The organism is Stenotrophomonas sp. 24(2023) (assembly GCF_030913365.1).
Classification (GTDB): Bacteria; Pseudomonadota; Gammaproteobacteria; order Xanthomonadales; family Xanthomonadaceae; genus Stenotrophomonas.
This window is the reverse complement of record NZ_CP133160.1, coordinates 3,273,534-3,297,046: the sequence shown is the minus strand read 5'-3', so window position 1 is coordinate 3,297,046 and position 23,513 is coordinate 3,273,534. Positions and strand designations below refer to the sequence as shown.

Sequence of the window (23,513 nt, the reverse complement as noted above, 5' to 3'; positions counted from 1 at the left end):
TCTACGGATAACAGACTGTCAGAACGGCTTGGCCAGCACCAGCCACACGATCGGAATGAAGGCCAGCAGCGGGATCTCGTTGATCCAGCGCAGCGCGCGCGACGACGGCAGCGCCCTGCCCTTGCCCACACCCTTCAGCAGGCGCCCGATCCAGATGAAGTACGCCAGCAGCACCACCACCAGCCCCAGCTTGGCGTGCAGCCAGCCAGCGCCGCCGGGCGCGACCATGGTCGGGAAATCGGGGATGACCCTGTAACCCAGCCACAGCACCAGGCCCAGCAGCACCGCCAGGCCGAACATGGAATGACCGAAGCGGTACAGGCGCAGCCCCATCAGCTGCAGGCGCTCGACCACCGCCGGCTGGCCGGCGGCTTCGGCCAGGTTCACCAGGATGCGCGGCAGGTAGAACACCGTCGCCATCCACGCGACCACGAACACGATGTGGAAGGTCTTCACCCAGTAATAGCTCTGCATGCGCTCGCTCCGGCGGCTGGCGGGAAGGGACTATTGTCGCAGTAGAGGCCTCCCCTGGGTGGCTGCCGCGACCAATCGCCACACCCATCGCCGCGACCCCGTACGATAGGCGCCGTTTTCACCTTCAGCGTGCCCTGCCCCATGGACAAGACCTACGACGCCGCCTATTTCCAGCGCTGGTACCGCCGCGCCGACATCGGTGGCGCCGCGCGCCTGGCCCGCAAGGTGGCCCTGGCCGTGGCCACGGCCGAGTACTACCTCGAGCGGCCGGTGCGCAGCGTGCTGGACATCGGCTGCGGCGAAGGCGCCTGGCGCGCACCGCTGCTGAAGCTGCGTCCGAAGGTCGAGTATCTGGGCTTTGACAGCAGCGAGTACGCTGTGCGCCGCTACGGACGCACCCGCAACCTGCACCTGGCCGGTTTCGGGGATTTCGCCTGGCTGCGCCCCTGCGCACCGGTGGACCTGCTGGTCTGCTCGGACGTGATGCACTACGTGCCCAACCGCGAACTGCGTGCGGGCCTGGCCGGGCTGGCCGAGCTGACCGGGGGCGTGGCGTTCCTGGAAACCTTCGCCGCCGAGGATGACTTCGAGGGCGACCACGAGGGCTTCCAGCCCCGCCCGGCGCGCTGGTACCGGCGCGAGCTGGGTCGCCACGGCCTGCAGCCGGCAGGGTCGCACTGCTGGCTCGGCCCCGCCCTGGCAGGCGATGCGGCGGCCCTTGAAAGGATGTGAATCCGGATTCATTATTTTCAGCCGGCTTAACCTGTGGGACGCCGGGATGCGTTATGCTGCGCGGCAACATATGACCATACATATTCGGTCGTCATGCTCTATCAACTGCACGAACTGACCCGCAACCTGCTCGCCCCGTGGGTGCACCAGGCCCAGGCCAACGCCCGCTTCTTCACCAATCCGAACCATTGGTGGTCGCAGATGCCCGGCGCTGACCGGCTGGCGGCGGTCAATGAGCTGTTCCATCGCATCGGCAAGGATTACGAGAAGCCCGAATGGGGCATCAACGAAATCGATGTCGAGGGCGAGCGCGTGCCGATCGTCGTGCACGAGGAAGTGAGCAAGCCGTTCTGCAAGCTGCTGCGCTTCAAGCGCCACAGCAACGAAGCCGACCAGCTGCACACCATGCTCAACCAGCCGTTCGTGCTGGTGGTGGCGCCGTTGTCCGGCCACCACGCCACCCTGCTGCGCGACACCGTGCGCACCCTGCTGCGCGACCACCGCGTCTATGTGACCGATTGGGTCGATGCGCGCATGGTACCGGCCAGCGAAGGCGAGTTCGGGCTGGACGATTACATAGCCTACATCCAGGAATTCATCCGCCACCTGGGCGTGGAGCGCCTGCACGTGGTCAGCGTCTGCCAGCCCACCGTGCCGGTGCTGGCGGCCGTTTCGCTGATGGCCAGCCGTGGCGAACCCACCCCGCGCTCGCTGGTGATGATGGGCGGGCCGATCGATGCACGCTGCAGCCCCACTGCGGTCAACAACCTGGCCACGCAGAACCCGCTGTCGTGGTTCGAGAACAACGTCATCCACACCGTGCCACCGGGCTACCCCGGTGCCGGCCGCCGCGTGTACCCGGGCTTCCTGCAGCACGCCGGCTTCCTGTCGATGAACCCCAGCCGCCACTTCAGCTCGCACTGGGATTTCTATACCGACCTGGTCAAGGGCGACCTGGAAGACGCCGACGCCCACCGTCGTTTCTACGACGAGTACAACGCCGTGCTGGACATGCCGGCCAAGTACTACCTGGACACGATTTCGGTGGTGTTCCAGGACTTCCTGCTGCCGCGCGGGGAATGGGTGGTCAACGGCGAGAAGGTCGATCCCTCCGCCATCCGCGATACCGCGCTGCTGAGCATCGAAGGCGAGCTGGATGACATCGCCGGTGTCGGCCAGACCGAGGCCGCGCAGGCCCTGTGCACCGGCATCGACGCCACGCGCCGCGAACATTTCCTTGTCGAAGGCGCAGGCCACTACGGCATCTTCAGCGGCCGTCGCTGGCGCGAAGTGGTGTACCCGAAGGTGCGTGATTTCTTCGCCGCCCATGCCGAAGCACCGGTGGCCAAGGTGTCGAAGAAGAAGAGCAACGTCACCCCGCTGCGCCGCAAGGCGGGGTAAACCGCCCTTGGTCGGTACGCCCTGGTAGATGCCAACCGTGGTTGGCGCTCCACCTTGAATCCCGGTACCTGATGGATCGTGCCAACCAAGGTTGGCACCTACCAAAGCAAAGCCCGCCAAGCGCCCCTGCGCTGAGGGATCGTGCCGACCAAGGTTGGCACCTCCCCAGGCGTGGATTCCCGCTTACAGCCGCACCAGCAGGTGCTTGGCGATCTGCGCATGCAGCTTGCCGACCCCGCGCGCCAGATGCATCGTCAGCACCAGCAGCACCGCCCCCACTGCGGCCACCAGCAGCCCGAACAGCGGTGACACCGCCCCCGGCAGAACGTTCACGCCGTCGATGTACAGCCCGGGGATACCCCCACTGAACAGTGCTGCCACCGGTGCCCACAGGAAGCCCAGCGACAGCGACAGCAGCGTCACTGCGATGGAGAAGTAGACGGTGCCCAGCGGCAGCATCAGCACGAAGTACAGCAGGGTCAGCCAGGTACGGCCGTCGGTGAACATGTCGCCGATGCGCTGCAACCAGGTCCGGCTGCGGTCGGTATAGCGCGGCCGGCGTGGCATGCGCTCACCCAGCAGCGCTTCCACCAGGCGCCCTTCCAGCAGTGCCAGCCCGCGCACCGAGCCGAAGAACAGCACCGTCAGCGGCACGCCGATGATCAGGATCAGCAGGCCCAGCGACAGCGACAGGCCGGTCACCACCCAGGTGAAGAAGAAGATGCCCGTGGCCAGCGACAGCAGCATGTAGAACAGCGCGCCGTAGCTGTGCGGATCGGCCATCACGCCGAAGAAGCGCGCCAGCAGCGAACGCGGCACCGGTGCCGGCGGCGGCGCGGCCGGGGCAACCCCGCTGGCCTCGGCGGCGGCGCGCAGGACAGGCCCGGTATCGGCACGCGGCGTGCGCAGCGCCCGGTTCACCGTGATCTCGGTTGCACGGTAGATCTCGGCCACTTCATCGGGCGCGCCATAGCTGCCGGCGACATCGGCGATCACCTCCGCCTCGCTGCGGCCCGGCTGCGCGGCCAGTTCCGAGCGCAGGTATTCCTCGGCGTCGTACAGGGCATCCTGCACCATGGCCGGGTCGGCGCCCTCCAGTGCCGTGCGCAGCTGTGCCAGGTACTGCGGAATGGTGGTGGGCAGGGCGGTGCCTGCCGGGCTCGGGTCGTTCATTGCGGTACCCCCTCCAACACGGAATCGACGGAATCGCGGGTGGCCTGCCAGGCCTGGCGCCACTGCACCAGCACCTGGCGGCCGCGTTCATTGATGCGGTAATAGCGCCGCGGCGGTCCGCTGCTGGACGGCTCGACATGGCTTTCCAGCAGGCCGGCGCCTTCCAGGTTGCGCAGCACCGGGTACAGCGCGCTCTGCTTGCCGCTCAGCACGCCCTCACCCACGCGCTCCAGTTCCTTGGCGATGAGGTAGCCATACAGCGGCTCCCCCGCCCGCGCCAGCACTGCCAGCAGGGCCAGCGATACCGTTCCGGCGCTGAGTTCCTTCTGGAACTTCTTCAGGTGGATGTCGTCTTCGGACATGCCCGGCCCTCCACTACGTTGAAGTCAACAGTAGTACGAAGTCCGGTATAGCGAATGTGTCGTTAGTCATCCCCGGCTGGCGGCCACCGGGGCGTGCGCGCAGAATCGGGGCTCGTTCATGTTCCGGGGAACCCATGCCGCACCGTCATCGTCCTGCCCTGACCGCCCTCGCCCTGGCCTGCCTGCTGCCTGTACTGGCCAGCGCCGCCACGCCCTACCGCAGCCCGCAGCAGATCCTGGCCGCGTCCATCGACGCCGACTGGCGCACCCCGGACCCGCAGAACCTGCTGTACATGGACCTGCCGGCCGGTCGGGTGATCATCGAACTGGCGCCGCAGTTCGCCCCGCGCCATGCCGCCAACATCCAGACCTTCGCCCACGAGCACTTCTGGGACGGCACCAGCATCTACCGCTCGCAGGACAACTTCGTGGTGCAGTTCGGCGATGCCGACGCCGATGACGCGGCCAAGGCCCGGCCGTTCGGCAGCGCCGCGCGCAAGCTGCCGGCCGAGTTCGAGCGGGCCAGCGCCGGCCTGAAGGTGAGCGTGCTGCCCGACCACGATGGCTGGGCACCGCAGACCGGGTTCGTGGACGGCTTCCCGGTCGGCCAGGATCCGAAGACCGGCAAGGCCTGGCTGGCGCACTGCTATGGCGCGCTGGGCGCGGGCCGCAACAACGAGGAAGACAGCAGCATCGGTGCCGAACTGTATGTGGTGACCGGCCAGTCGCCGCGCCAGCTGGACCGCAACATCACCGTGGTCGGCCGCGTGCTGAAGGGCATGGAACTGCTCAGCGCGATTCCACGCGGGCCGGCACCGATGGGGTTCTATACCGACCCGGCGCTGCGCACGCCGATCGTATCGATCCGGCGCGCCAGCGATGTGCCGGTGGCCGAGCGCACACCGATCCAGGTGCTGCGTACCGAGTCCAAGACGTTCGCCGCTACGGTCGAGGCACGGCGCAACCGGGTGGATGATTTCTACAAGCGTCCGGCCGGGCATATCGACCTGTGCAACATTCCGGTGCCGGTGCGGTAAGGCTTCGGTTTTCGCGCTTGGCGCGTGCTGAAGGCACTTCATCGTTCATGGGTGTCACTTTTCTTTGCCCGCGCAAAGAAAAGTAACCAAAAGAAACGCGCCGCCGTCCGCGAGCCGGCGCTGCGCGCCGGTTCCCTGCGCTCCTCGATCCGTCGAGGGACGGCGCGGAACTCGCTACGCTCAGACAGCCGCGCCTCTTCGCCCTCGCCGGACCTGTGGTGCTCGGCTCGCTCCAAGGCGGACACAGATCAACATCCACCGCCGTGCGCGCAAGCATCAATGACGCTGCCGGGCAGCGCACGGCGCTACCCGTGCAGTTGTGCGGCAAACCTCACCCCTTCTGGCTGACCGCCACGCTGCCCAGGATCAACGCGCCGGCCAGCACCATCTGCACGGTCACCGGCTCGTCCAGGAACAGCCAGGCGAAGGCCGCGCCGAACAGCGGGATCACGTAGGTCACCGTCGAGGCGCGCGAGGGGCCGATGCGGCCGATCAGGCGGTAGAACATCAGGAACGCCAGCCCGGTGCAGGCCACGCCCAGCGCGATCGCTGCGGCCCAGGCCTTGCCCGGCACCGCCGCCTGCGGCCAGTGGGTGATGGCCAGCGGCAGCATCCACAACGAAGCGCAACCCAGCGTGGCGGCCGCCGCCGCGGCCGATGGCAGGCCGGTCATGTGCCGCTTGACCAGGTTCACGCCCAGGCCGTACAGCAACGATGCCGCCGCACCGGCCACCACCGCCATGCCGATGCTCAGCCCGGACACCTTGGCCGTGGCCAGCACCACCACCCCGGCAAAGCCGACCAGCAGCGCGCCGGCGCGGCGCATGCCGATCTTCTCGCCAAAGAACAGGAAAGCGATCAACGCGGCGAACAGCACGGTCATCGCATTGCAGATGGCACCGATGGCGGCCGGGGCCTGTTCGGCCGAATAGGCGAACAGCACGAAGGGCAGGCCGGAATTGATCAGCCCGATCGGTGCCAGCCACAGCCAGCGGCGCGCCGGAAACTGGGCGCGGGCACGCCACAGGAAGGGCATCAGGACCAGCGCGCCCAGCACCAGCCGCACCTCCACCAGGGCGAACGGGCCGAACGAGGGCACCGCCACGCGCATGAACAGGAACGAACAGCCCCAGATGGCGCCCAGCAGGGTCAGTTCCAGCGGCGTGCGCCAGTCGCGCTCCTGCGCGTGTGGCACCGCGTTCATGCCCGACCTCCCGCGCTGCCCCATGCCTGCCCGTTCATCATCCAGTCTCCTCTGCGTGACGCACAGGATCGGCCCGCGACGCCCGCCACACAAGCGCGTAGTATCGCTGCCAGCCACAAATCTGCTTTGAGGCTTGTCATGTTGCTACGCCCTTCCCTGCTGCCGGCGCTGGGGGTATTCGCCGTCGCCGCCCGCCACGCGAACTTCGCCCAGGCCGCGCAGGAGCTGAACCTGACCGCCAGTGCGGTCAGCCACCACGTGCGCCGCCTGGAAGAGGTGCTCGACACGCGCCTGTTCCTGCGCCACGCCCGTGGCGTGCGCTTGACCGCCGAGGGCCGCCAGTTGGCCGATGCGGCCAGTGCGGCCTTCGCCGATGTCGCCGCAGTGGCCCACCACCTGCAGCCCGATGCGGAAAGCGTGCCGCTGCGCGTGGCCACCCTGCGCTCGCTGTCGTACTGCTGGCTGGTGCCCCGCCTGCCACGGTTCCAGCAGCGGCATCCGCACATACACATCGAACTGCATACCGGCAGCGGGCTGGACCGCTATGACGAGAACGGGCCGCAGGTCGGCATCCGCTACGGCATGGGCCAGTGGCCGGGCCTGCATGCACAGCACCTGATGGATGACGAACTGTTCCCGGTCGCCTCGCCCTCGCTGCCGGGTGTGGAAGCCCTGCAGGATCCGGCCGGCATCAGCGAACTGCCGCTGCTGGCCGACCTGTCGCCGCAGGGCTGGCGCGACTGGTTCCGCCATGCGCGCCTGCGCGCGCCTTCGCCGTTGCCGCAGGCCCACACGTTCTCCGACAGTACCGACGCCATGCGCGCAGCGGTGTACGGCATGGGCGCTGTGCTGGCGCGCACGCACATCGCCCAGCCCTACCTGCAGCGCTACGAAGTAGTGCGCTTGCCGGGGCCGGCGATGAAGGCGCGCTACGCCTATTACGTGGTGCATGCCGAAGACCAGCCGCCCGGCCCGGCGGCACGGCTGTTCATCGACTGGCTGCTGGAGCAGGCGCAGGACGATCGCGCGCCGGTGCCGGCGCTGCCGGCCAGCCTGCTCGGACGCCCGCCGACATCGCCGTGAACCGGTCCTCACCCGGCCTTTGCCACCGGCTGGCTAGGCTGCAGGCGTTCCCACCACGATCTGCCGCCATGTCCCTGCTGCGACTGCGAATCACCGGTACCGAAGACGATGCACGCGCCATCAGCGATCTGCTGCTGGGGCTGGACGGCATCGAGCATGTCGAGGAAACCGACGACCTCATGCCGCACATGGACGACGATGACTCCAGCTCGGCGGGGCTGTCCGACGACATCGGCCCGGGCATCCATGAGCTGGAAGTGGAAGTGGGCAACGCCTACACCGCGCAGAAAGTGCGCGACGCGGTGCAGGAGCTGGCCCTGGAACTGGACGTGTTCGTCGAATACGAAACCGACGAAGGCTGAGCCGCCGGGCACGCCGGCGGCCCGCCGATCATGCCCGACGCCGGCGCCGCCACAGCGCGCGGGCACCCCAGCCCAGCAACGCCAGCACCCCACCGACCGGAATCAGCGCCGCCACGGCACGGATGACGAAGGCCACGCTGGTGGTGAACACCCCACTGAAATCACGCAGCGCCTCACCGATCTCGCTGCGGCCGCTTTCGGCCGATGGCGGTTCCAGCTTCACCGTCACCAGCTGGGTATCGATGCGCCGGCGCTGCTGGGCTGCATCGCGGTTGGCCGCTTCCAGGCCGGATTCGATTTCCGACATGCGCTGCGAAATGGCCAGCAGGTCGGCCACCTTCACGTCCGCGCGCTGCTGCAGGGCCGACAGCTTTTCATATTCGCGCTGCAGGCGGTCCTGCGTGCGGCGGGTGTCGGCCACCGCCACGGCCAGGTCTTCGGCCTGCGTGGACCGGTTGGCGATGCGCCCATCGCTGCCGGCCAACGCGATGAACGGCGCCACGCCCGCAGGGGCAAGCCGGACCCGGATCTGCGCTTCGTGGCGCACGGTGCCCGGGCGGGGCGTGTAATCCCCTTCATTCATGTCCAGCAACGTGCAGTCGCCGAACCGTGCCTTCTGGCAGGCCTCGGCCAGGGCCTGCAGGCGCGGGCCGATGCGGCTGCCCTCCAGTTCCACGCGCGCCTCGTGTTCATAGGCCAGGAACTGGTCCTTGCCCTGCTTGATCGCCGCCATCGGCGCCGGCAGGCCGGCGGCGGGCGGCACGCCTTTGGCGCAGCCGGCCACCACCACCACCGCTGCCAGCAGGCCTGCGCGCAGCCCCGGCATCAGCACCGCCCTCATCGGCTGGCACCATCGAACGCCGTCACCGACAGCGTGGCCAGATCCACCGCCGGCAGGCACCGCACGTTCACCGCCACCATCGGCTGGCCACTGCGTGGATCGACCGCCTCGCTGTATGGGGCGATGCCACAGGCGCGGCAGTAGTGGTGGTCGATGTGGTGCTGGTGGAACTGGTAGGTGCCCACGTCCGCCGCATCGGTGGCCAGGTGGAAGGCGCTGCGGGGCGCGAACCACAGCAGGCCGCCGCGGCGCCGGCACAGCGAACAGTTGCAGTCCAGCACGTCGTGGATGGGCGCTTCGGCCTCCACCGTGAATGCGATCCTGCCGCAATGGCAGCTTCCTTCGTACTGCATGTGCCTTCCCTCCTGGGCGGGTGGTCCCTGTCTGTGGCCATGGTAATCCTATGGCAGGGGGACATTCCGGGCCCAAGCGCCTATGCTCGCCGGATTGTTCCCCGTACAGGACCGCCCGATGCGCCCGCATCTGCTTGCCCTCGCCCTGGTCGCCGCCCTTGCCGGCTGCCAGCCGGCCAACGCCCCGACATCCGACGCCACTCCCGCCGCTGGCCAGCAGGCCGGTGACCCGGCGGCCGATACGGCTTTTGCCGACCTGTCCAAGCGCGCGCTGGACACCTGGATGCAGCTGTCCCCGGTCAGCGCCACGCAGATCGGCGACCACCGCTACGACAGCGAGATCGACGACCTCAGCGCCGCCGGCCAGCAGAAGACGGTCGCCGCCTACAAGGCGCTGCTGGGCGAACTGGGCAAGATCGACGTGGCCAAGCTGGGCCGCGAGAACCAGGTGGACGCCGCCATCCTGCGCAACCAGCTGGAGCAGGAAATCTGGACCGCCGAGGTCCTGCAGTCCGGCAAATGGGACCCGCAGGTCTACAACGGCATCGCCGGCAGTGCGCTGTACGGCCTGATGGCGCGCGAATTCGCACCGCTGCCCGAGCGCCTGAAGTCGGCCACCGCACGCATGGAGAAGATCCCGGCGATCTTCGCCCAGGCCCGCGCCAACCTGGACCCGGCCCGCGTGCCGAAGATCCACGCCGAGACGGTGGCCAAGCAGAACAAGGGCATCCTCAGCATCGTCGAGACCTTCATCACCCCGCACATCGGTGAACTGCCGCAGGCCGACCAGCAGCGCCTGCAGGCCGCCATCGATGGCCTGAAGAAGGCCGTGGACGAACAGCAGCAGTGGCTGGACACGACCCTGGTGCCCAACGCCAAGGGCGATTTCCGCATCGGCGCGGAAAAGTACGACCAGAAGCTGAAGTTCGCGCTCAATTCCTCGCTGTCGCGCCAGGAGATCGGCGAGCGTGCCCGTGCCGAACTCAAGCGCGTGCGCGCCGACATGTACGGTATCGCGCAGACCGTGCTGAAGGACAAGCCGGGTGCCCCGCCGATGCCGGCGCAGCCGACCGACGAGCAGCAGCAGAAGGCGATCGAGGCCGCACTGGAACTGGCCTACGCCGACAAGCCGGCACGCGACAAGGTGGTCGACGATGCCAAGGCCGCACTGGAACAGTCCACCGCCTTCGTGCGCGAGCATGACCTGGTGACCCTGCCCGACGCGCCGGTGGACATCATCCTGATGCCCGAATTCCAGCGTGGCGTGGCCGTGGCCTACTGCGATTCGCCGGGCCCGCTGGACAAGAACCTGAAGACCTTCTACGCCGTTTCGCCGATTCCGGATGACTGGAACGACAAGCAGGTCGATTCGTTCCTGCGCGAATACAACTCGCGCATGATCCACCTGCTGAGCATCCACGAAGGCACCCCGGGCCACTACCTGGAGGGCTGGCACTCGGCCAAGTTCCCCTCCACGCTGCGCGCCGTGCTGCGTTCGGGCCTGTTCGCCGAAGGCTGGGCGGTCTACACCGAGCGGATGATGCAGGAGCAGGGCTACCTCAACAACGATCCGCTGTTCCACCTGGTGCAGCTGAAGTTCTACCTGCGCACCATTTCCAACGCGATCCTGGACCAGGGCGTGCACGTGGACAACTGGAGCCGCGAACAGGCCATGCACCTGATGACCCACGATGCGTTCCAGCAGGAAAGCGAAGCGGCCGGCAAGTGGGTGCGCGCGCAGCTGACCTCCGCGCAGCTGCCGACCTACTTCGTGGGCGCGCAGGAACACTTCGACACCCGCAAGGCCATGCAGGACAAGCTGGGCGACGCGTTCAACCTGAAGGCCTACCACGACCAGATGCTGTCCTACGGCGCACCGCCGGTGCGCTTCGCACGCCAGCTGATGCTCGACCAGCCGATCCAGTAACGGCAACCGGTCCACGCGCTGCGTGGATGCGCATGAAAGCGACGGCCCGGGATTCCCGGGCCGTTTTCGCAGGACCAGACCGGGCCTAGCGGTTGCCCGGCTGCACGCGCTGGGCCGGATACCGGCTGTCACCACGGATGAGCACGAAGCCCGGCACCTCACCCCCGGTGCCAGGCGCGAACTCGACCGTCATGTCCTGCGCGGTGGCGAAAAAGCGGGTCGGTGATTCTGCGTGCAGTTCCATGCGCTGGCGGCCAAAGACATCGCTCTGCAGGTAGAGGTGCTCCCCCTCGGCAATCACGTGGGCAGGCTTGCCGACTAGCTGGTACTGGCCGGCAAACCGCGCATTGGCCGCCGCATCGGAGGCCAGCGCGCGCTTTTCCACGATCTGGAATTCCGGCCAGCCGTACTCGGCCGCCACGCTGACCAGGATCTCGTCGATCAGTGCCGCGCCGTTGTCACTGTTGGTCATCACCACGATGCCCTGGCCGGTATGCGTATAACCGTAGAGCTGTGCGCGGAAGCCATCGGTGCCGCCGGAGTGGGCGAAACTGCGCCCGGCCCCGATGCCTTCGACATACACGCCCAGCCCATACTGGCCCAGGCCACGGCGCAGCAGCGCCTGTGTCATTGCCGCCGACAGCACCGTGCCGGAGGTGCCCTCCCCTGCACGCGCAATGTCGACCACCACCTGGGCCAGGTCCGCAGGGGTACTCCACAAGCCTGCCGCCGCCGATTCGGGATACACGTGCCAGCCACCCGGCACGACCTGCCCATCGCCATGGTGGCCAGAGGCGGCGCGCGCCTGCCACGCTGCGGGCAGCGCCACCTCGAACGTGCTGTCACGCATCTGCAGCGGCGCCAGCACCAGCGACTGCATCAGCGCTGCGAACGGCTGCCCGCCGGCCTCGACCATCAGCTGCTGGACCACACTGTAGCCGCCGCCCGAATAGGTCCAGGCGGTTCCCGGCGTGGCCTCCACCCGCACCGCCGGCGAGGTTGCCGGCGGCACACCGTCAAGCACCTGCAGCAGGTTCGGCACTGGTGCCCCGCGAGGGTAGCCCTCGAAACCGTGCACATTCGTGCCGGCCGCATGATTGAGCAGCGCGCGCAGGGTCACCGGATGGCCCTGGGTAAAAGCATTGTCCGGAATCTTCCAGTGCTGCAGCTGCGCGTTTGCTTCGGCATCGAGCGACAGCCGGCCCTGCTCGACCAGCCGCAAGGCACCCAGCGCACTGACCGTCTTGCTGATCGATCCCGCCTGGAACAGGGTTGCGGCCGTGGCCGGCGGTTGCCCGGCCGCATCGCGCACGCCATAGGTGCGCGCCCATTGCACGCGCCCCTGGTCAACCAGCGCAATGCCCACGGCCGGCACACCATGGAAGGCCATGCGCTCGGGCAGGGTCATGCGCTGGCGGGGTACCCCGGCGACCACGATCCGCGGTGACAGGCCCTGCTCCACGCGGGCGATGCGCGCCTCCCTGTCGAGCGCTGACGGTTGCTCGTCGGCCACTGCCGCCATCGGCAGCAGCAGTGCCGCGAACGCGGCTGCACGCCTGATGGCCTTTCCTGCACGGTGCTTCATGGTGTCTTCCTGGACGAGGGAGGGGCAGCCCGGCGGCCACACCGCCGCAAGGAACGGCGCAGGCACGCACTGCGCTGCCGAGTGTAGCCGCAGGATGCACGACAGGTGCCCGGAGACTGCAGGCATGCCCCGCTGAACCAAGGCACAGCGCCTGCAGCGGGCGTCACACACGGCAAACGAATCCGGGCGCATCGTTCGCAACGCCGCTCCCTTCTCCGCCAGGTTTTCCATGCATTCCCCCCTGATCCGCCTCAGCCTGCTGACGGTCGCCTTGGCTGCCGCCCAGGCGGCCTGGTCCTGCCCGCCGCCACCGCACGGCCAGCCCGATATCCGCGCGATGGGCTACTACACCGACAAGGCGTCATCGATCATCGACCCGGTACTGCAGCAGCAGAACCGCGAGGCCACCGCGCCGCTGGACCGCTATGCCGCCGATGTGGCGCGGATGAGCGACGACTACCTGCGCAACGGTGATCGCGCCGCCGCGCAGTGCACGCTCACCTGGCTGGCCGGCTGGGCCAACGACCACGCCATGCTCGGGCAGATGATCCGGGTCAACAACGACCAGTCGTTCTACATGCGGCAATGGATGCTCGGTGCCGTCGCGATGGCCTACCTGAAGGTGCTCGACCAGGCCGACGAACGGCAACGGGCCATCATCGCCCCGTGGCTGCAGCAGATCGCCCGCGCCAACCTTGTCTATTGGGACAACCCCAAGCGCAAGCGCAACAACCACTACTACTGGGGAGGGCTGGGTGTCCTGGCCACCGGGCTGGCCACCCATGACGAGGCGCTGTGGCGCGCCGGCCACGCGGCCTACAGCAGCGGCGCCGATGCGATCGGGGCCGACGGCAGCCTGCCGCTGGAAATGGCCCGCCGCCAGCGTGCCCTGCACTACCACGACTATGCGCTGGCCCCGCTGGTGATGATGGCCGAACTGGGCCGGCTGCGCGGCCAGGACTGGTACGCGGAAAACCACCACGCCATCGACCGGCTGGCACGGCGGGTGATCGAAGGCAGCCGCGATACGCGCTGGTTCGACGAACAGGCCGGCGTGGCGCAGGAACCGCTGCGTCCGAGTGGCTGGGTGGAGTTCTATCGCCTGAGTTCTGGCGATCCCGGCCTGTACGAGGCAGCGCATGCCCATGCACCGTTCCACGACCCGCGCATGGGGGGTGACCTGAGCCTGATGGCGCGCCAGGGCATCGTGCGCAGCGCGGTAGCGGGGTGACCATGCGGTAGGCCCGCATAGGCGTGCCGAAGGTGCGTGGTGCGGGTGATGCCGTTATCGCGGTGGTTCATCCACGCATGGCGTGGATCTACCGGGTATCGCGTGCGGGGATGTGCGTGGATGCGGCTGCTTCAATGCGCAGGCACCTGGCTGGCTGCGATGCGCTGCATGAAATCCGCCCAGCGGCAGGTGCCGCCATCGCAGCCGGGCAGCTGCAGCACCACCTGCCCCGGTGGGTGAGCGGCATCGAGCGCGACGGCATCACGCAGCTGCTCCGTGGTCGGGTACACATACACCAGCCGCATCCGCACCTCCCCCGAACGGCGCACCCGCCAGCGCTCGAAGCGCAGCAGGCCACCGATCGGGGTCTTCTCGTACTGGCCCGGCAAGGTGTAGTCCGCCGTACCCAGCGCGGCCAGCAGCGAACCGATGTTCGAATCATGCCCCACCAGCAACGTCACCCTGGGCGCCTGCGGATCGGTGAACACCCCCTGCAGATGGGCCAGCAACGGCGCGGCCACCTCCCGCGCGACTTCCGGCGTGCCGAACAGGATGTCCTGGTAACCATTGCGCAGCACGGCCAGCGCCTGCCACTGCGCTGGTGATTGCAGCCGGCCCCAGCCGGTCTGTGCGGCTGGTACGCCCTGGTAATGCTCCATCAGCATCGCATCGACCATGCCATTGGCCAGCGACAGCGCACCGCGCGCGGCCGGCTCCTTGCCAGGCACCACGCTGAACTGCGTGCGCTCGCCGGACAGGTGGCAGGCCGCGCGGCCGGCACAGGCCGGCGATTGCGGGTAGTCGCTGATGCGCTCCAGTTCGGCCAGCGACGGGGCCAGCGGCAGTGCGGCTTCGGCCCGCTGCATCGCCTTCAGCGCGCGCGCGCGGAAACCCGCATCGTCGCGTCGGATGACCGGATTGAACACCGGGTCCATCGTGCCCAGCGGCATGCGCTGCTCCACCGCCACCGCACAGCCCGGGAACGCACCGGCCAGGAAGAACTGGGCGGTGGCCTGGGTGCGCTGCAGGCTGTTGGCGTAGGCGTGCACGCTGCCCACCGACGGGCAGCCCTGCGCGGGCAGCAGGCCATCGGCGACCAGCGACTGCCGCAGGTAGCGGCCCATGTAGACCTCCAGCACGCCGCCCTTGGTGGTCAGTTCACCGGCCGGAACCTCCCAGTGCGCCCATGCATGCGGCGTGGCCTGCTGCAGCACGCCGCCCTCCACCAGCGGCGCGCGCAGGTTGTGGCGGCTGAGCAGGACCACCTGTTCCAGCTGTGCGCCGTCGACAGGCGATGCCGCGGGTGCGGCGGCCACCGGCGCAGACAGTGCACCCAGGGCAAGCAGGAGCAGCAGCGGGCGTAGGCATCGGGTCATGCGGGTATCCATGAAGGGGCAGGAATCAGCGCTCTTTCTCCAGGAAACGCAGCTGATCCCGGGAGAACGATCACTGCTCGGCAGCCACGAAGCCGCCGGTCTGCCGCGCCCACAACCGGGCATACAGACCACCGGCAGCGATCAGGTCGGCGTGGCTGCCGGTTTCGACGATGCGCCCCTGGTCCATCACCACCAGCCGGTCCATGCGCGCGATGGTGGACAGGCGGTGGGCAATGGCGATCACCGTCTTGCCGGCCATCAGCTGTTCCAGGCTGTCCTGGATGGCCGCTTCCACTTCCGAATCCAGCGCCGAGGTGGCCTCGTCCAGCACCAGGATGGGCGCGTCCTTCAGCAGCACGCGGGCAATGGCGATGCGCTGGCGCTGGCCGCCGGACAGCTTGACCCCGCGCTCGCCCACGTGCGCGTCGTAGCCACGCCGCCCCTGCCCGTCCACCAGTGCATCGATGAACACGTCCGCACGCGCCTTGGCCACGGCCGCGCGCAGTTCATCCTCGCTGGCATCGGGGCGGCCGTACAGCAGGTTGTCGCGGATCGAGCGGTGCAGCAGCGAGGTGTCCTGGGTGACCACACCGATCTGCTGGCGCAGGCTCTCCTGGGTGACATGGGCCACGTCCTGGCCATCGATCAGGATGCGCCCGCTTTCCAGGTCGTACAGGCGCAGCAGCACGTTCACCAGCGTGGACTTGCCGGCACCGGAAGGCCCGACCAGGCCGATCTTCTCACCGGGCTTCACCGCCAGGTCCAGCCCGGCGATCACCCCGCCCTTCTTGCCGTAATGGAAGTGGATGTGCTCGAAGCGCACGCCACCTTCGGTCACCCGCAGCGGCACCGCATCCTCGCGGTCCTGCACGGTCAGCGGCTGGGCGATGGTGGTGATGCCATCCTGCACCGTACCGATGTCCTCGAAGATGCCGTTGATCGTCCACATGATCCAGCCGGACATGTTGTGGATGCGGATCACCAGGCCGGTGGCCAGGGTGATCGCACCGACGGTGATGTGCCCGCCGTTCCACAACCACAGCGCCAGGCCGCAGGTGCCGGCGATCAGGAAGCCGTTGACGATGGCGATGGTCAGGTCCATGCCGGTGGTCACCCGGGTCTGCGCGCGGTGCTTGACCGCCAGGTCCTGGATCGACTCGGCCACGTAGGCCTGTTCACGCCCGCCCTGGGCGAACAGTTTCAGCGTGGGAATGTTGGTATAGCCATCGACGATGCGGCCCATCGCCTTCGAGCGTGCTTCCGAGGCGATCCAGGCACGCTCCTTCGCGCGTGGCACGAAGTACCACATGATGACCACGTAGGCGGCCAGCCACAGGATCAGCGGCACCATCAGGCGCCAGTCGGCCTGCGCGAACAGGTACAGCGCGGTACCGGTGTAGACCACGATGTACCAGAGCGAATCGACCATCTGCACGGCCGATTCACGCAGCGAGGTACCGGTCTGCATCACCCGGTTGGCCATGCTGCCGGCGAAATCGTTCTGGAAGAACGACAGGCTCTGCCGCACCACGTAGTTGTGCATCAGCCAGCGCGAGCGGTTGCTCAGGCCCGGCACGATGGCCTGGTTGACCAGCAGGTTGTGCAGGCCGACCAGCACCGGCCGGGCGATCACGGTGATGAACAGCATCCAGCCCAGTTCGTTGGCATGGCGCTGGAAGAAACCGGCCCCGGGCTGTTCGGCGACCATGTCGACGATGCGGCCGAGGAAATCGAACATCGCCACTTCCACCAGCGCCAGCAGCAGGCCGGCCACCAGCGTGGCCAGCAGCACCGGCCACACCGGGCGCAGGTAGTGCAGGTAGAACGCGGCCACGCGCCGGGGCGGCATGCGCCCATCGATCGGCGGAAACACCGGAATCAGGGATTCAAACCAACGGAACATCGCATTCCCTCGCCAGATCAGCGCGGCGATTATCCCATGGCCGGTGTGTGCCCTGCGTGCCGGTTGCGCTGTGCCGTATCCGGCGGTTCCCTCCACAACCACGCTGCGCGCGCGCCGGCCATGGGCCGGCGCCAGCGATCGCGGTGAACGGCGCTAGCGCCCCCCGCCATGGGTCATTTGAGCGGGGTGAACAGCAGGTCCTGGAAATCGAAGCTGAAATCGGTCAGGTCCGAGATCGGCTGCAGGCGCACCTCGCGCACCTTGCCGTCCGGGTCCAGGCTGAAGTTCACGAACGCATCGGCGTTGAGCGAGCGGTCATCCCAGCGCACGATGAAGGTGTCGTGCTGCCAGTGTTCCAGGCGGCCGACCAGCTGCGCGGTCTTGGCAAAGCGCAGGCGCAGGCCCTTGCCTTCAGTGCTGACGGCCATGTCACCGTACCAGCGGTCGCGGTAGGTGCCGGCATACCCGGCCAGCGGCAGCGACGGGGTGCTGCGCGCATCCCGTTCGGCCTTGTGCTTGGCCCAGGCTTCGTCGGCCTTGTCCTGGCCCTTGGCCACGGCCTTGGCATAGGCGGCCACCCAGTCGTGCTTCTCGCCGCCCAGGTAAGCGTCCAGCACGCTCAGGGTGATCGCGTTGAACGCGGCCCCCACTTCCTGGTTGGTCAGCACCACCACGCCCAGCTTCTCGCCCGGCACCAGCGTCAGCCGCGACACCATGCCCGGCCAGCCGCCGGTGTGCCAGACCAGCTTCTGGCCGCGGTAGTCGCTCAGGCTCCAGCCTTCGCCATAGCCGGCAAAGTTGGCACGCGCCGGGGCCAGCTCCGGCACGCTCGGTGCGGGGATCGCCTGCGGGGTGATCATCTGCCACATCTGCTGCTGGGTCCTGGCGGTGAACAGCGGGCTGCCGTCGGCCAGTGCGCCTTCGGCCAGCTGCACCTGCATCCAGCGCGCCATGTCATGGGCGCTGGAATAGATGCCACCGGCACCGGCGTTGTTGGACCAGGTCAGCGGTGCAACGGTGCGCAGGTCCTTGAAATCGTACTTGGCGTGGCCGACCGCAGCGGCATCGCCCGGCAGCAGGTGGTCGGCGTTGTAGCGGGTGCCGGCCATGCCGACCTTGTCGAAGATGCGCGTCTGCAGGAACTGCGCGTAGCTCATCCCGGACACCTTCTCGATCACCTGCTGGGCGACCGCGTACAGGATGTTGTCGTAGGCATAGCGCTCGCGGAAGCCCCCCTTCAACGGCACCTGGCCCAGCCGCTGCACCACCTCGGCATTGCTGTAGGCCGTGGCCGGCCAGAACAGCAGGTCGCCGGCGCCCAGGCTCAGGCCGCTGCGGTGCGAGAGCAGGTCGCGGATCGTCATCTGCCCGGTCACGAACGGGTCGGACATGCGGAACGACGGCAGGTGGTCGATCACCTTGTCGTCCATCTTCAGCTTGCCCTCTTCGGCCAGCAGGTTCAGCGAGGTCGCGGTGAAGGCCTTGGTGTTGGAGGCGATGGCGAACAGGGTATCGGCCGTTACCGGCGCCTCCCTGCCCAGCTCACGCACGCCCCAGCCGCGCTCCAGCACGACCTGCCCGTCCTTGACCACGGCCACGGCGATGCCCGGCACGTCGAACTGCGCGCGCACGCGCTCGACGGTCGCATCCAGGTCCTGCAGCGGCGGCGGGGTCGCCGCGCTTGCCATCGTCGCGCAGGCCAGCAGCATGGCGCCTCCGATCCAGGTCTTCATCCAGCAGTGTCTCCAATCAGGGGTGGCGGCGCTGTGCAGGCCGTCACCGGGGGTTCGCACGATGGTAACCACCGCACGCGCACGCTGCCCTGTGCCATAGGAGGGGTGCCATGGACGAGAACGGCCACCGCAACGGTTCCACCATCATTCCCTGCCTGCGCTACCACGATGCGCGGGCGGCCATCGACTGGCTGCAGCGGGCGTTCGGCTTCCACGTCCAGGCGGTGTATGCCGATGGCCCGACCGTGCACCATGCCCAGCTGACCTGGGGGCACGGCATGATCATGCTCGGCTCGGCCAGCAGCAGTGGCGCGTGGTCGAAGCTGGCGGTGCTGCCCGGCGAGATCGGCGGCCGCCAGACCCAGAGCGCCTGCGTGATCGTCACCGATGTGGATGCCCACTACGCGCGGGCCATGGCGGCCGGTGCCCGCATCGTCATCGACATCGCCGACCAGGCCTATGGCGGGCGCGGTTACGCCTGTGCCGACCCGGAAGGCTACCTGTGGTGGTTCGGCAGCTACGACCCCTGGCATGCCGACGCCGGCCAGTGAGGCGCGCCCCGGTCCATGCGGGCGGCCATGCCGCGATGCGCTGGGCCCTGCCCGTGGGTGGCGCCCTTGCCGCACAATAGGCGGATGAGCAGCCCCGATACCCGCAAAGCCCTGTGGCAGATCCATTTCTGCGTCCTGTTGTGGGGCGTGACCGCCATTCTCGGCAAGCTGATCACCCTGCCCGCGCTGCCGCTGGTGTGGTGGCGCATGCTGCTGGTGGTGGCGATGCTGGCCCTGCTGCCACGGGTCTGGCGCGGGTTGCGCACGCTGCCGCTGCCGGTGGTGGCCGGCTATGCCGGCATCGGTGCGCTGGTGGCCCTGCACTGGCTGACGTTCTATGGCGCGGTGAAGCTGGCCAATGCCTCGGTGGCGGCCACCTGCATCGCGCTGGCCCCGGTGTTCACCTCCATCATCGAACCGTGGGTGGCCAAGCGGCCGTTCCAGCTGCGCGAACTGGCCTTCGGCGTGGCAGTGCTGCCCGGCGTGGCGCTGGTGGTCGGCGGCGTGCCCGATGGCATGCGCCTGGGCGTGCTGGTGGGCGCGCTGTCAGCCCTGCTGGTGGCGGTGTTCGGTTCGCTCAACAAGCGCATGGTCAGCCACGCCGACCCGCTGACGGTGACCGCGCTGGAACTGGGCGCCGGCACCCTGACCCTGACCCTGCTGGCACCGCTGATGCCGTTCCTGCTGCCGGCGCTGGCCAGCCCGCTGTGGGTGGTACCAAGCCTGCATGACGGCATCCTGCTGCTGGTGCTGGCCGGCGCCTGCACGCTGCTGCCGTTCGCACTGGCGCTGGTGGCCCTGCGCCACCTCAGCGCCTACACCGTGCAGCTGGTGACCAACCTGGAGCCGGTGTATGCCGTGCTGCTGGCGGTGGTGCTGCTGCGCGAGCAGCACGAGGTGACGCCGTGGTTCTACCTGGGCGTGGCGATCATCGTCGGCGCGGTGTTCCTGCACCCGCTGCTGAACCGCCGCAAGCCGGTGCAGCACCCGGAAATCCTGGGCACCGCCGAGGCGCGCAACGTCGCCGAGTGAGCACATCCACGCAGGGCGTGGCATTACCCGGAACATCATCCACGCAAAGCGTGGATCTACCTGGCTGGCCAGTGCCATGCCGGGGCGTCGAGCAGGCCCTGGCCGGCCAGCAGCGTGCGGCCCTGTTCCTTGTGCAGGTGCAGGCGTTGGCAGCCCGGCGCCTGTTCCAGCGCGGCGATCAGGCGGCTGGCATGGGACACCACCCAGACCTGGCTGCGTGCGCTGGCGGCCACGATCAGCCGCGCCAGCGCCGGCAGCAGGTCCGGGTGCAGGCTGGTTTCCGGCTCGTTGAGCACCAGCAGCGGTGGCGGCCGTGGCGTGTGCAGGGCAGCGGCCAGCAGCAGGAAGCGCAACGTGCCATCGGACACTTCGGCCATCGACAGCGGGCGCAGCAGGCCAGGCTGGTGGAAGCGCAGCACCAGCCGCCCGTCATGTTCCTCATATCCCACGGCCGCGCCGGGGAAGGCATCCTCGACGCTGTGGGCCAGGGCCTGCGGGTCGCCGATTTCCAGGATGGTCACCCAGGCAGCGGCAAGGTCGCGGCCATCGTGATGCAGCACCGGCGTGCGCGTGGCCATCGCCGGCTGCCGTGCCGGCGCATCGGCGTCGCTGCGGAAATGGTCATAGAAGCGCCAGCGCCGGATGTAGTCACGCAGCAGCAGTGTTTCCGGCATGCGCTGCGGATCGGCAACCTGGGTGAACAGGCTCTCGAACAGCGACAGCCCCTCCTCCATGCCCTCCCAGCGGTTGCCGCTGCGTCGGCGCACGCGGGCCCCGTGCCGCTCCACCAGGGCGTTGGCGCTGCGCAGGAACGGCCCGGCCCAGATCGCCTCGGCCTTGATCTGCGGGTCCAGTGCGAAGGCCGAACGCATCGGGGGCGGATAGCCCAGGTCCACGGCATAGCCGAATTCGGCGGTGGCAAACCCCAGCTTCAGGCCCACCGGGGCCTGCCGGGGCCCGCCCTGCAGCGGGATGCGGCCATCGGCCACGCGCCGGTCGAGCGCCTCCGGCCCGGCCCACAGCGCCGAGCCCAGTCCGCCTTCCCGGGCCAGCGATGCCGCGACGCCCCCCTGCGCGGTCTCCGCCAGCAGGCGCAGTGCGCGGTACAGGTTGGACTTGCCGCTGCCGTTGTCGCCGGTGATGACGTTCAGCGGCTGCAACGGCAACACCAGGCCGTGCAGCGAGCGGTAATGGGCGATGGCCAGGGTCTGCAGCATGCGCGCCGGTTCCTGCGTTCAAGACCCCGGCATGTTCACCCGCCGTGGTCGCAGGGCGTGCGACCGCAGGTCAGACCGCCCGCTCGACCCGGTTGCGGCCACCGGCCTTGGCGCGGTAAAGCGCGGCATCGGCACGGGCCAGGGTCTGGTCGATGCTGTCGCCGGGCCGGTGCGCGGCCACGCCGATGCTGACCGTCACCGGGAACCCCAGCGGCAGCTCGGCCACCGCCATGCGCAGGAACTCGCACTGCAGCTCGGCCTCGTGCAGGCCCGTGCCCGGCATCAGCGCCACGAATTCCTCGCCGCCATAGCGTGCGGCCAGGCCATGGCCGGCGAAATGCGAACGCAGCAGCACGCCCAGTTCCGCCAGGACCCGGTCGCCGGTGGCATGGCCCTGGAAATCGTTGATGTTCTTGAAGTGATCGATATCCACCAGCGCCACGCACGCCGCACGCGCCGCGCCATCCACCGGCGTGGTCGCCTCTTCCAGCGCAACCGCCATCGCGCGGCGGTTGGGCAGGCCGGTCAGCGCATCGGTGCGGCTCTGCTCGGCCAGGTCGGCGTTCTGCGCCAGCAGCACATCGTGGTACTCGGACAGCAGGCGTTCGTAGTCGGCCCGTTCATGCATGTGCTGCTGCAGGTCCAGCGCGAAGCGGCGCAGTTCCATCACCACCATCACCTGGCGTGACAGCGCGGCCAGCGCCTCGGCCTTGTCCGGGTCCAGGTGCTGCGGGCGCGCATCGAACACGCACAGCGTGCCCAGCGGCAGGCCGTCGCTGCTGATCAGCGGCGCCCCGGCGTAGAAGCGCACATGCGGGTCGCCCACCACCACCGGGTTGTCGTGGAAGCGCACGTCTTCCAGCGCATCTTCCACCACCATGATCTCGTGCGGCGTGAGGATCGCATGGCCGCACATCGATTCACTGCGCAGGTTTTCCGCCGCGTCGATGCCCTGGATCGACTTGAACCACTGCCGCTCGGTATCGAGCAGGGTCACCGCGCCCATCGTCGTGCCGCACAGGGCCTTGGCGATGACCACCAGGTCGTCAAAGGATTTTTCGCGCTCGGAATCGAGGATGCGGTAACGGTACAGCGCCTGCAGGCGCTCGGCTTCGTTGGCGGGCTTGTCGGGCTTGATCATGCAGCGTCATGTTCCGGCAGGTCACTGCGAAGTCTAGCCGAACCCGGCGCCGCGGTTACCAGTCCTGCTGCCGCGGCAGCAACCCGTGCAGTTCCTGTTCGGTCAGGTTGCGCCACTGGCCCGGCTTGAGCGCACCGAGCTTGATGTTGTCGATGCGCACGCGGCGCAGCTGGGTGACGCGGTAGCCGAATTCAGCGGCCATCAGGCGGATCTGCCGGTTCAGCCCCTGCTGCAGGATGATGCGGAAGCCGAACTTGGCGATGCGGGTGGCGCGGCACGGCAGCGTCATCTGGTCATGAATGCGCACGCCACGGGACATGCCGCGCAGGAACTCGTCGGTCACCGGCTTGTTCACCGCCACCAGGTACTCCTTCTGGTGGCCGTTCTCGGCGCGCAGGATCTGGTTGACGATGTCGCCGTTGGAGGTCATCAGGATCAACCCTTCCGAATCCTTGTCCAGGCGGCCGATCGGGAAGATGCGCTGCTCGTGGCCGACGAATTCGACGATGTTGCCCTTGACCGTGCTCTCGGTGGTGCAGGTGATGCCCACCGGCTTGTTCAGCGCGATGTAGACATGGCGGCGGCTGCCGGGCTTGCGTGCCTGGCGGGCCTGCAGCGGCTGGCCATCCACCAGCACCTTGTCGCCCTCGCCGACCACCGCACCGGTACCGGCCGGGTGGCCGTTGACGGTGACGCGGCGGGCGGCCAGCAGGCGGTCGGCCTCGCGGCGGGAACAGAAGCCGGTATCGGCGATGAACTTGTTGAGTCGGATCGTCATCGCGCCATTATCCGGCA

At 68.4% G+C, this 23,513-nt stretch carries 22 protein-coding genes; 9 read left to right on the top strand and 13 right to left on the bottom strand.

Going from position 1 to position 23,513, the window contains the following annotated elements:
• Window positions 1-18: 18 nt before the first annotated feature.
• On the bottom strand, window positions 19-474 hold the full coding sequence (locus tag Q9R17_RS14945; RefSeq protein ID WP_308155388.1) for a CopD family protein: 456 nt from the start codon (window positions 472-474) through the stop codon (window positions 19-21).
• Between the two features lie 141 nt (window positions 475-615).
• On the opposite strand from Q9R17_RS14945, the gene Q9R17_RS14940 reads away from it, so the two are divergent.
• Window positions 616-1,206, top strand: a complete 591-nt coding sequence (locus tag Q9R17_RS14940) for a class I SAM-dependent methyltransferase (RefSeq protein WP_308155387.1) — start codon at window positions 616-618, stop codon at window positions 1,204-1,206.
• A 93-nt stretch (window positions 1,207-1,299) separates the two neighbouring features.
• The gene (gene phaZ, locus Q9R17_RS14935) at window positions 1,300-2,607 is read left to right on the top strand and encodes a polyhydroxyalkanoate depolymerase (protein WP_308155386.1); all 1,308 of its coding nucleotides are present in this window, start codon (window positions 1,300-1,302) and stop codon (window positions 2,605-2,607) included.
• Between the two features lie 183 nt (window positions 2,608-2,790).
• Here the strand turns inward: phaZ and Q9R17_RS14930 are convergent, their stop codons facing one another.
• Complete coding sequence (locus tag Q9R17_RS14930; RefSeq protein ID WP_308155385.1) at window positions 2,791-3,780, bottom strand: sensor domain-containing protein; 990 nt, start codon at window positions 3,778-3,780, stop codon at window positions 2,791-2,793.
• A complete protein-coding gene (locus Q9R17_RS14925; RefSeq protein WP_308155384.1) occupies window positions 3,777-4,142 on the bottom strand; it encodes a PadR family transcriptional regulator in 366 nt (121 codons plus the stop codon). The genes Q9R17_RS14930 and Q9R17_RS14925 overlap by 4 nt, the downstream gene beginning before the upstream one ends.
• Window positions 4,143-4,276: 134 nt before the next feature.
• Here Q9R17_RS14925 and Q9R17_RS14920 point away from each other — a divergent pair, with 134 nt between their 5' ends.
• The gene (locus Q9R17_RS14920) at window positions 4,277-5,179 is read left to right on the top strand and encodes a peptidylprolyl isomerase (RefSeq protein WP_308155383.1); all 903 of its coding nucleotides are present in this window, start codon (window positions 4,277-4,279) and stop codon (window positions 5,177-5,179) included.
• A gap of 331 nt (window positions 5,180-5,510) precedes the next feature.
• Here the strand turns inward: Q9R17_RS14920 and Q9R17_RS14915 are convergent, their stop codons facing one another.
• On the bottom strand, window positions 5,511-6,383 hold the full coding sequence (locus tag Q9R17_RS14915) for a DMT family transporter (protein WP_308155382.1): 873 nt from the start codon (window positions 6,381-6,383) through the stop codon (window positions 5,511-5,513).
• Between the two features lie 138 nt (window positions 6,384-6,521).
• On the opposite strand from Q9R17_RS14915, the gene Q9R17_RS14910 reads away from it, so the two are divergent.
• Together Q9R17_RS14910 and Q9R17_RS14905 are read left to right on the top strand one after the other, a co-directional pair.
• Window positions 6,522-7,466, top strand: a complete 945-nt coding sequence (locus Q9R17_RS14910; protein WP_308155381.1) for a LysR substrate-binding domain-containing protein — start codon at window positions 6,522-6,524, stop codon at window positions 7,464-7,466.
• 68 nt (window positions 7,467-7,534) lie between these two features.
• Entirely contained in the window at window positions 7,535-7,828 is a 294-nt protein-coding gene (locus Q9R17_RS14905; RefSeq protein WP_308155380.1) for a hypothetical protein, read from the top strand.
• Window positions 7,829-7,856: 28 nt separating this feature from the next.
• Here the strand turns inward: Q9R17_RS14905 and Q9R17_RS14900 are convergent, their stop codons facing one another.
• Together Q9R17_RS14900 and Q9R17_RS14895 are read right to left on the bottom strand one after the other, a co-directional pair.
• Window positions 7,857-8,669 carry a DUF4349 domain-containing protein gene (locus tag Q9R17_RS14900; protein ID WP_308155379.1) on the bottom strand — a complete coding sequence of 271 codons (813 nt, stop codon included), beginning with the start codon at window positions 8,667-8,669 and terminating at the stop codon, window positions 7,857-7,859.
• Window positions 8,666-9,022, bottom strand: coding sequence for a GFA family protein (locus Q9R17_RS14895; protein ID WP_308155378.1), 357 nt, complete (start codon window positions 9,020-9,022; stop codon window positions 8,666-8,668). The genes Q9R17_RS14900 and Q9R17_RS14895 overlap by 4 nt, the downstream gene beginning before the upstream one ends.
• Before the next feature lie 118 nt (window positions 9,023-9,140).
• Here Q9R17_RS14895 and Q9R17_RS14890 point away from each other — a divergent pair, with 118 nt between their 5' ends.
• Entirely contained in the window at window positions 9,141-10,949 is a 1,809-nt protein-coding gene (locus Q9R17_RS14890) for a DUF885 domain-containing protein (protein ID WP_308155377.1), read from the top strand.
• An 85-nt stretch (window positions 10,950-11,034) separates the two neighbouring features.
• Here the strand turns inward: Q9R17_RS14890 and Q9R17_RS14885 are convergent, their stop codons facing one another.
• Window positions 11,035-12,534 carry a serine hydrolase domain-containing protein gene (locus Q9R17_RS14885; protein WP_308155376.1) on the bottom strand — a complete coding sequence of 500 codons (1,500 nt, stop codon included), beginning with the start codon at window positions 12,532-12,534 and terminating at the stop codon, window positions 11,035-11,037.
• Between the two features lie 229 nt (window positions 12,535-12,763).
• Between Q9R17_RS14885 and Q9R17_RS14880 the strand changes: the two genes are divergently transcribed.
• Complete coding sequence (locus tag Q9R17_RS14880; RefSeq protein WP_308155375.1) at window positions 12,764-13,765, top strand: mannuronate-specific alginate lyase; 1,002 nt, start codon at window positions 12,764-12,766, stop codon at window positions 13,763-13,765.
• 131 nt (window positions 13,766-13,896) lie between these two features.
• On the opposite strand, the gene agp is transcribed toward Q9R17_RS14880, so the two are convergent.
• The 3 genes from agp to Q9R17_RS14865 form a co-directional block, all read right to left on the bottom strand.
• Window positions 13,897-15,141, bottom strand: coding sequence for a bifunctional glucose-1-phosphatase/inositol phosphatase (gene agp, locus Q9R17_RS14875; protein WP_308155374.1), 1,245 nt, complete (start codon window positions 15,139-15,141; stop codon window positions 13,897-13,899).
• Between the two features lie 70 nt (window positions 15,142-15,211).
• On the bottom strand, window positions 15,212-17,044 hold the full coding sequence (smrA, locus tag Q9R17_RS14870) for a multidrug efflux ABC transporter SmrA (protein ID WP_308155373.1): 1,833 nt from the start codon (window positions 17,042-17,044) through the stop codon (window positions 15,212-15,214).
• A gap of 173 nt (window positions 17,045-17,217) precedes the next feature.
• Window positions 17,218-18,777, bottom strand: a complete 1,560-nt coding sequence (locus tag Q9R17_RS14865) for a serine hydrolase (protein WP_308155372.1) — start codon at window positions 18,775-18,777, stop codon at window positions 17,218-17,220.
• A gap of 110 nt (window positions 18,778-18,887) precedes the next feature.
• Here Q9R17_RS14865 and Q9R17_RS14860 point away from each other — a divergent pair, with 110 nt between their 5' ends.
• Together Q9R17_RS14860 and Q9R17_RS14855 are read left to right on the top strand one after the other, a co-directional pair.
• On the top strand, window positions 18,888-19,328 hold the full coding sequence (locus Q9R17_RS14860; RefSeq protein ID WP_308155371.1) for a VOC family protein: 441 nt from the start codon (window positions 18,888-18,890) through the stop codon (window positions 19,326-19,328).
• Between the two features lie 84 nt (window positions 19,329-19,412).
• On the top strand, window positions 19,413-20,360 hold the full coding sequence (locus Q9R17_RS14855) for a DMT family transporter (protein WP_308155370.1): 948 nt from the start codon (window positions 19,413-19,415) through the stop codon (window positions 20,358-20,360).
• 56 nt (window positions 20,361-20,416) lie between these two features.
• On the opposite strand, the gene Q9R17_RS14850 is transcribed toward Q9R17_RS14855, so the two are convergent.
• From Q9R17_RS14850 to Q9R17_RS14840, 3 genes are all read right to left on the bottom strand, one after another.
• Window positions 20,417-21,577, bottom strand: coding sequence for an AAA family ATPase (locus Q9R17_RS14850; protein WP_308155369.1), 1,161 nt, complete (start codon window positions 21,575-21,577; stop codon window positions 20,417-20,419).
• A 70-nt stretch (window positions 21,578-21,647) separates the two neighbouring features.
• Window positions 21,648-22,718: a sensor domain-containing diguanylate cyclase gene (locus Q9R17_RS14845; RefSeq protein ID WP_308155368.1), complete on the bottom strand. Its 1,071-nt coding sequence runs from the start codon at window positions 22,716-22,718 to the stop codon at window positions 21,648-21,650.
• A gap of 55 nt (window positions 22,719-22,773) precedes the next feature.
• On the bottom strand, window positions 22,774-23,496 hold the full coding sequence (locus tag Q9R17_RS14840; RefSeq protein WP_308155367.1) for a pseudouridine synthase: 723 nt from the start codon (window positions 23,494-23,496) through the stop codon (window positions 22,774-22,776).
• Window positions 23,497-23,513 lie beyond the last annotated feature (17 nt).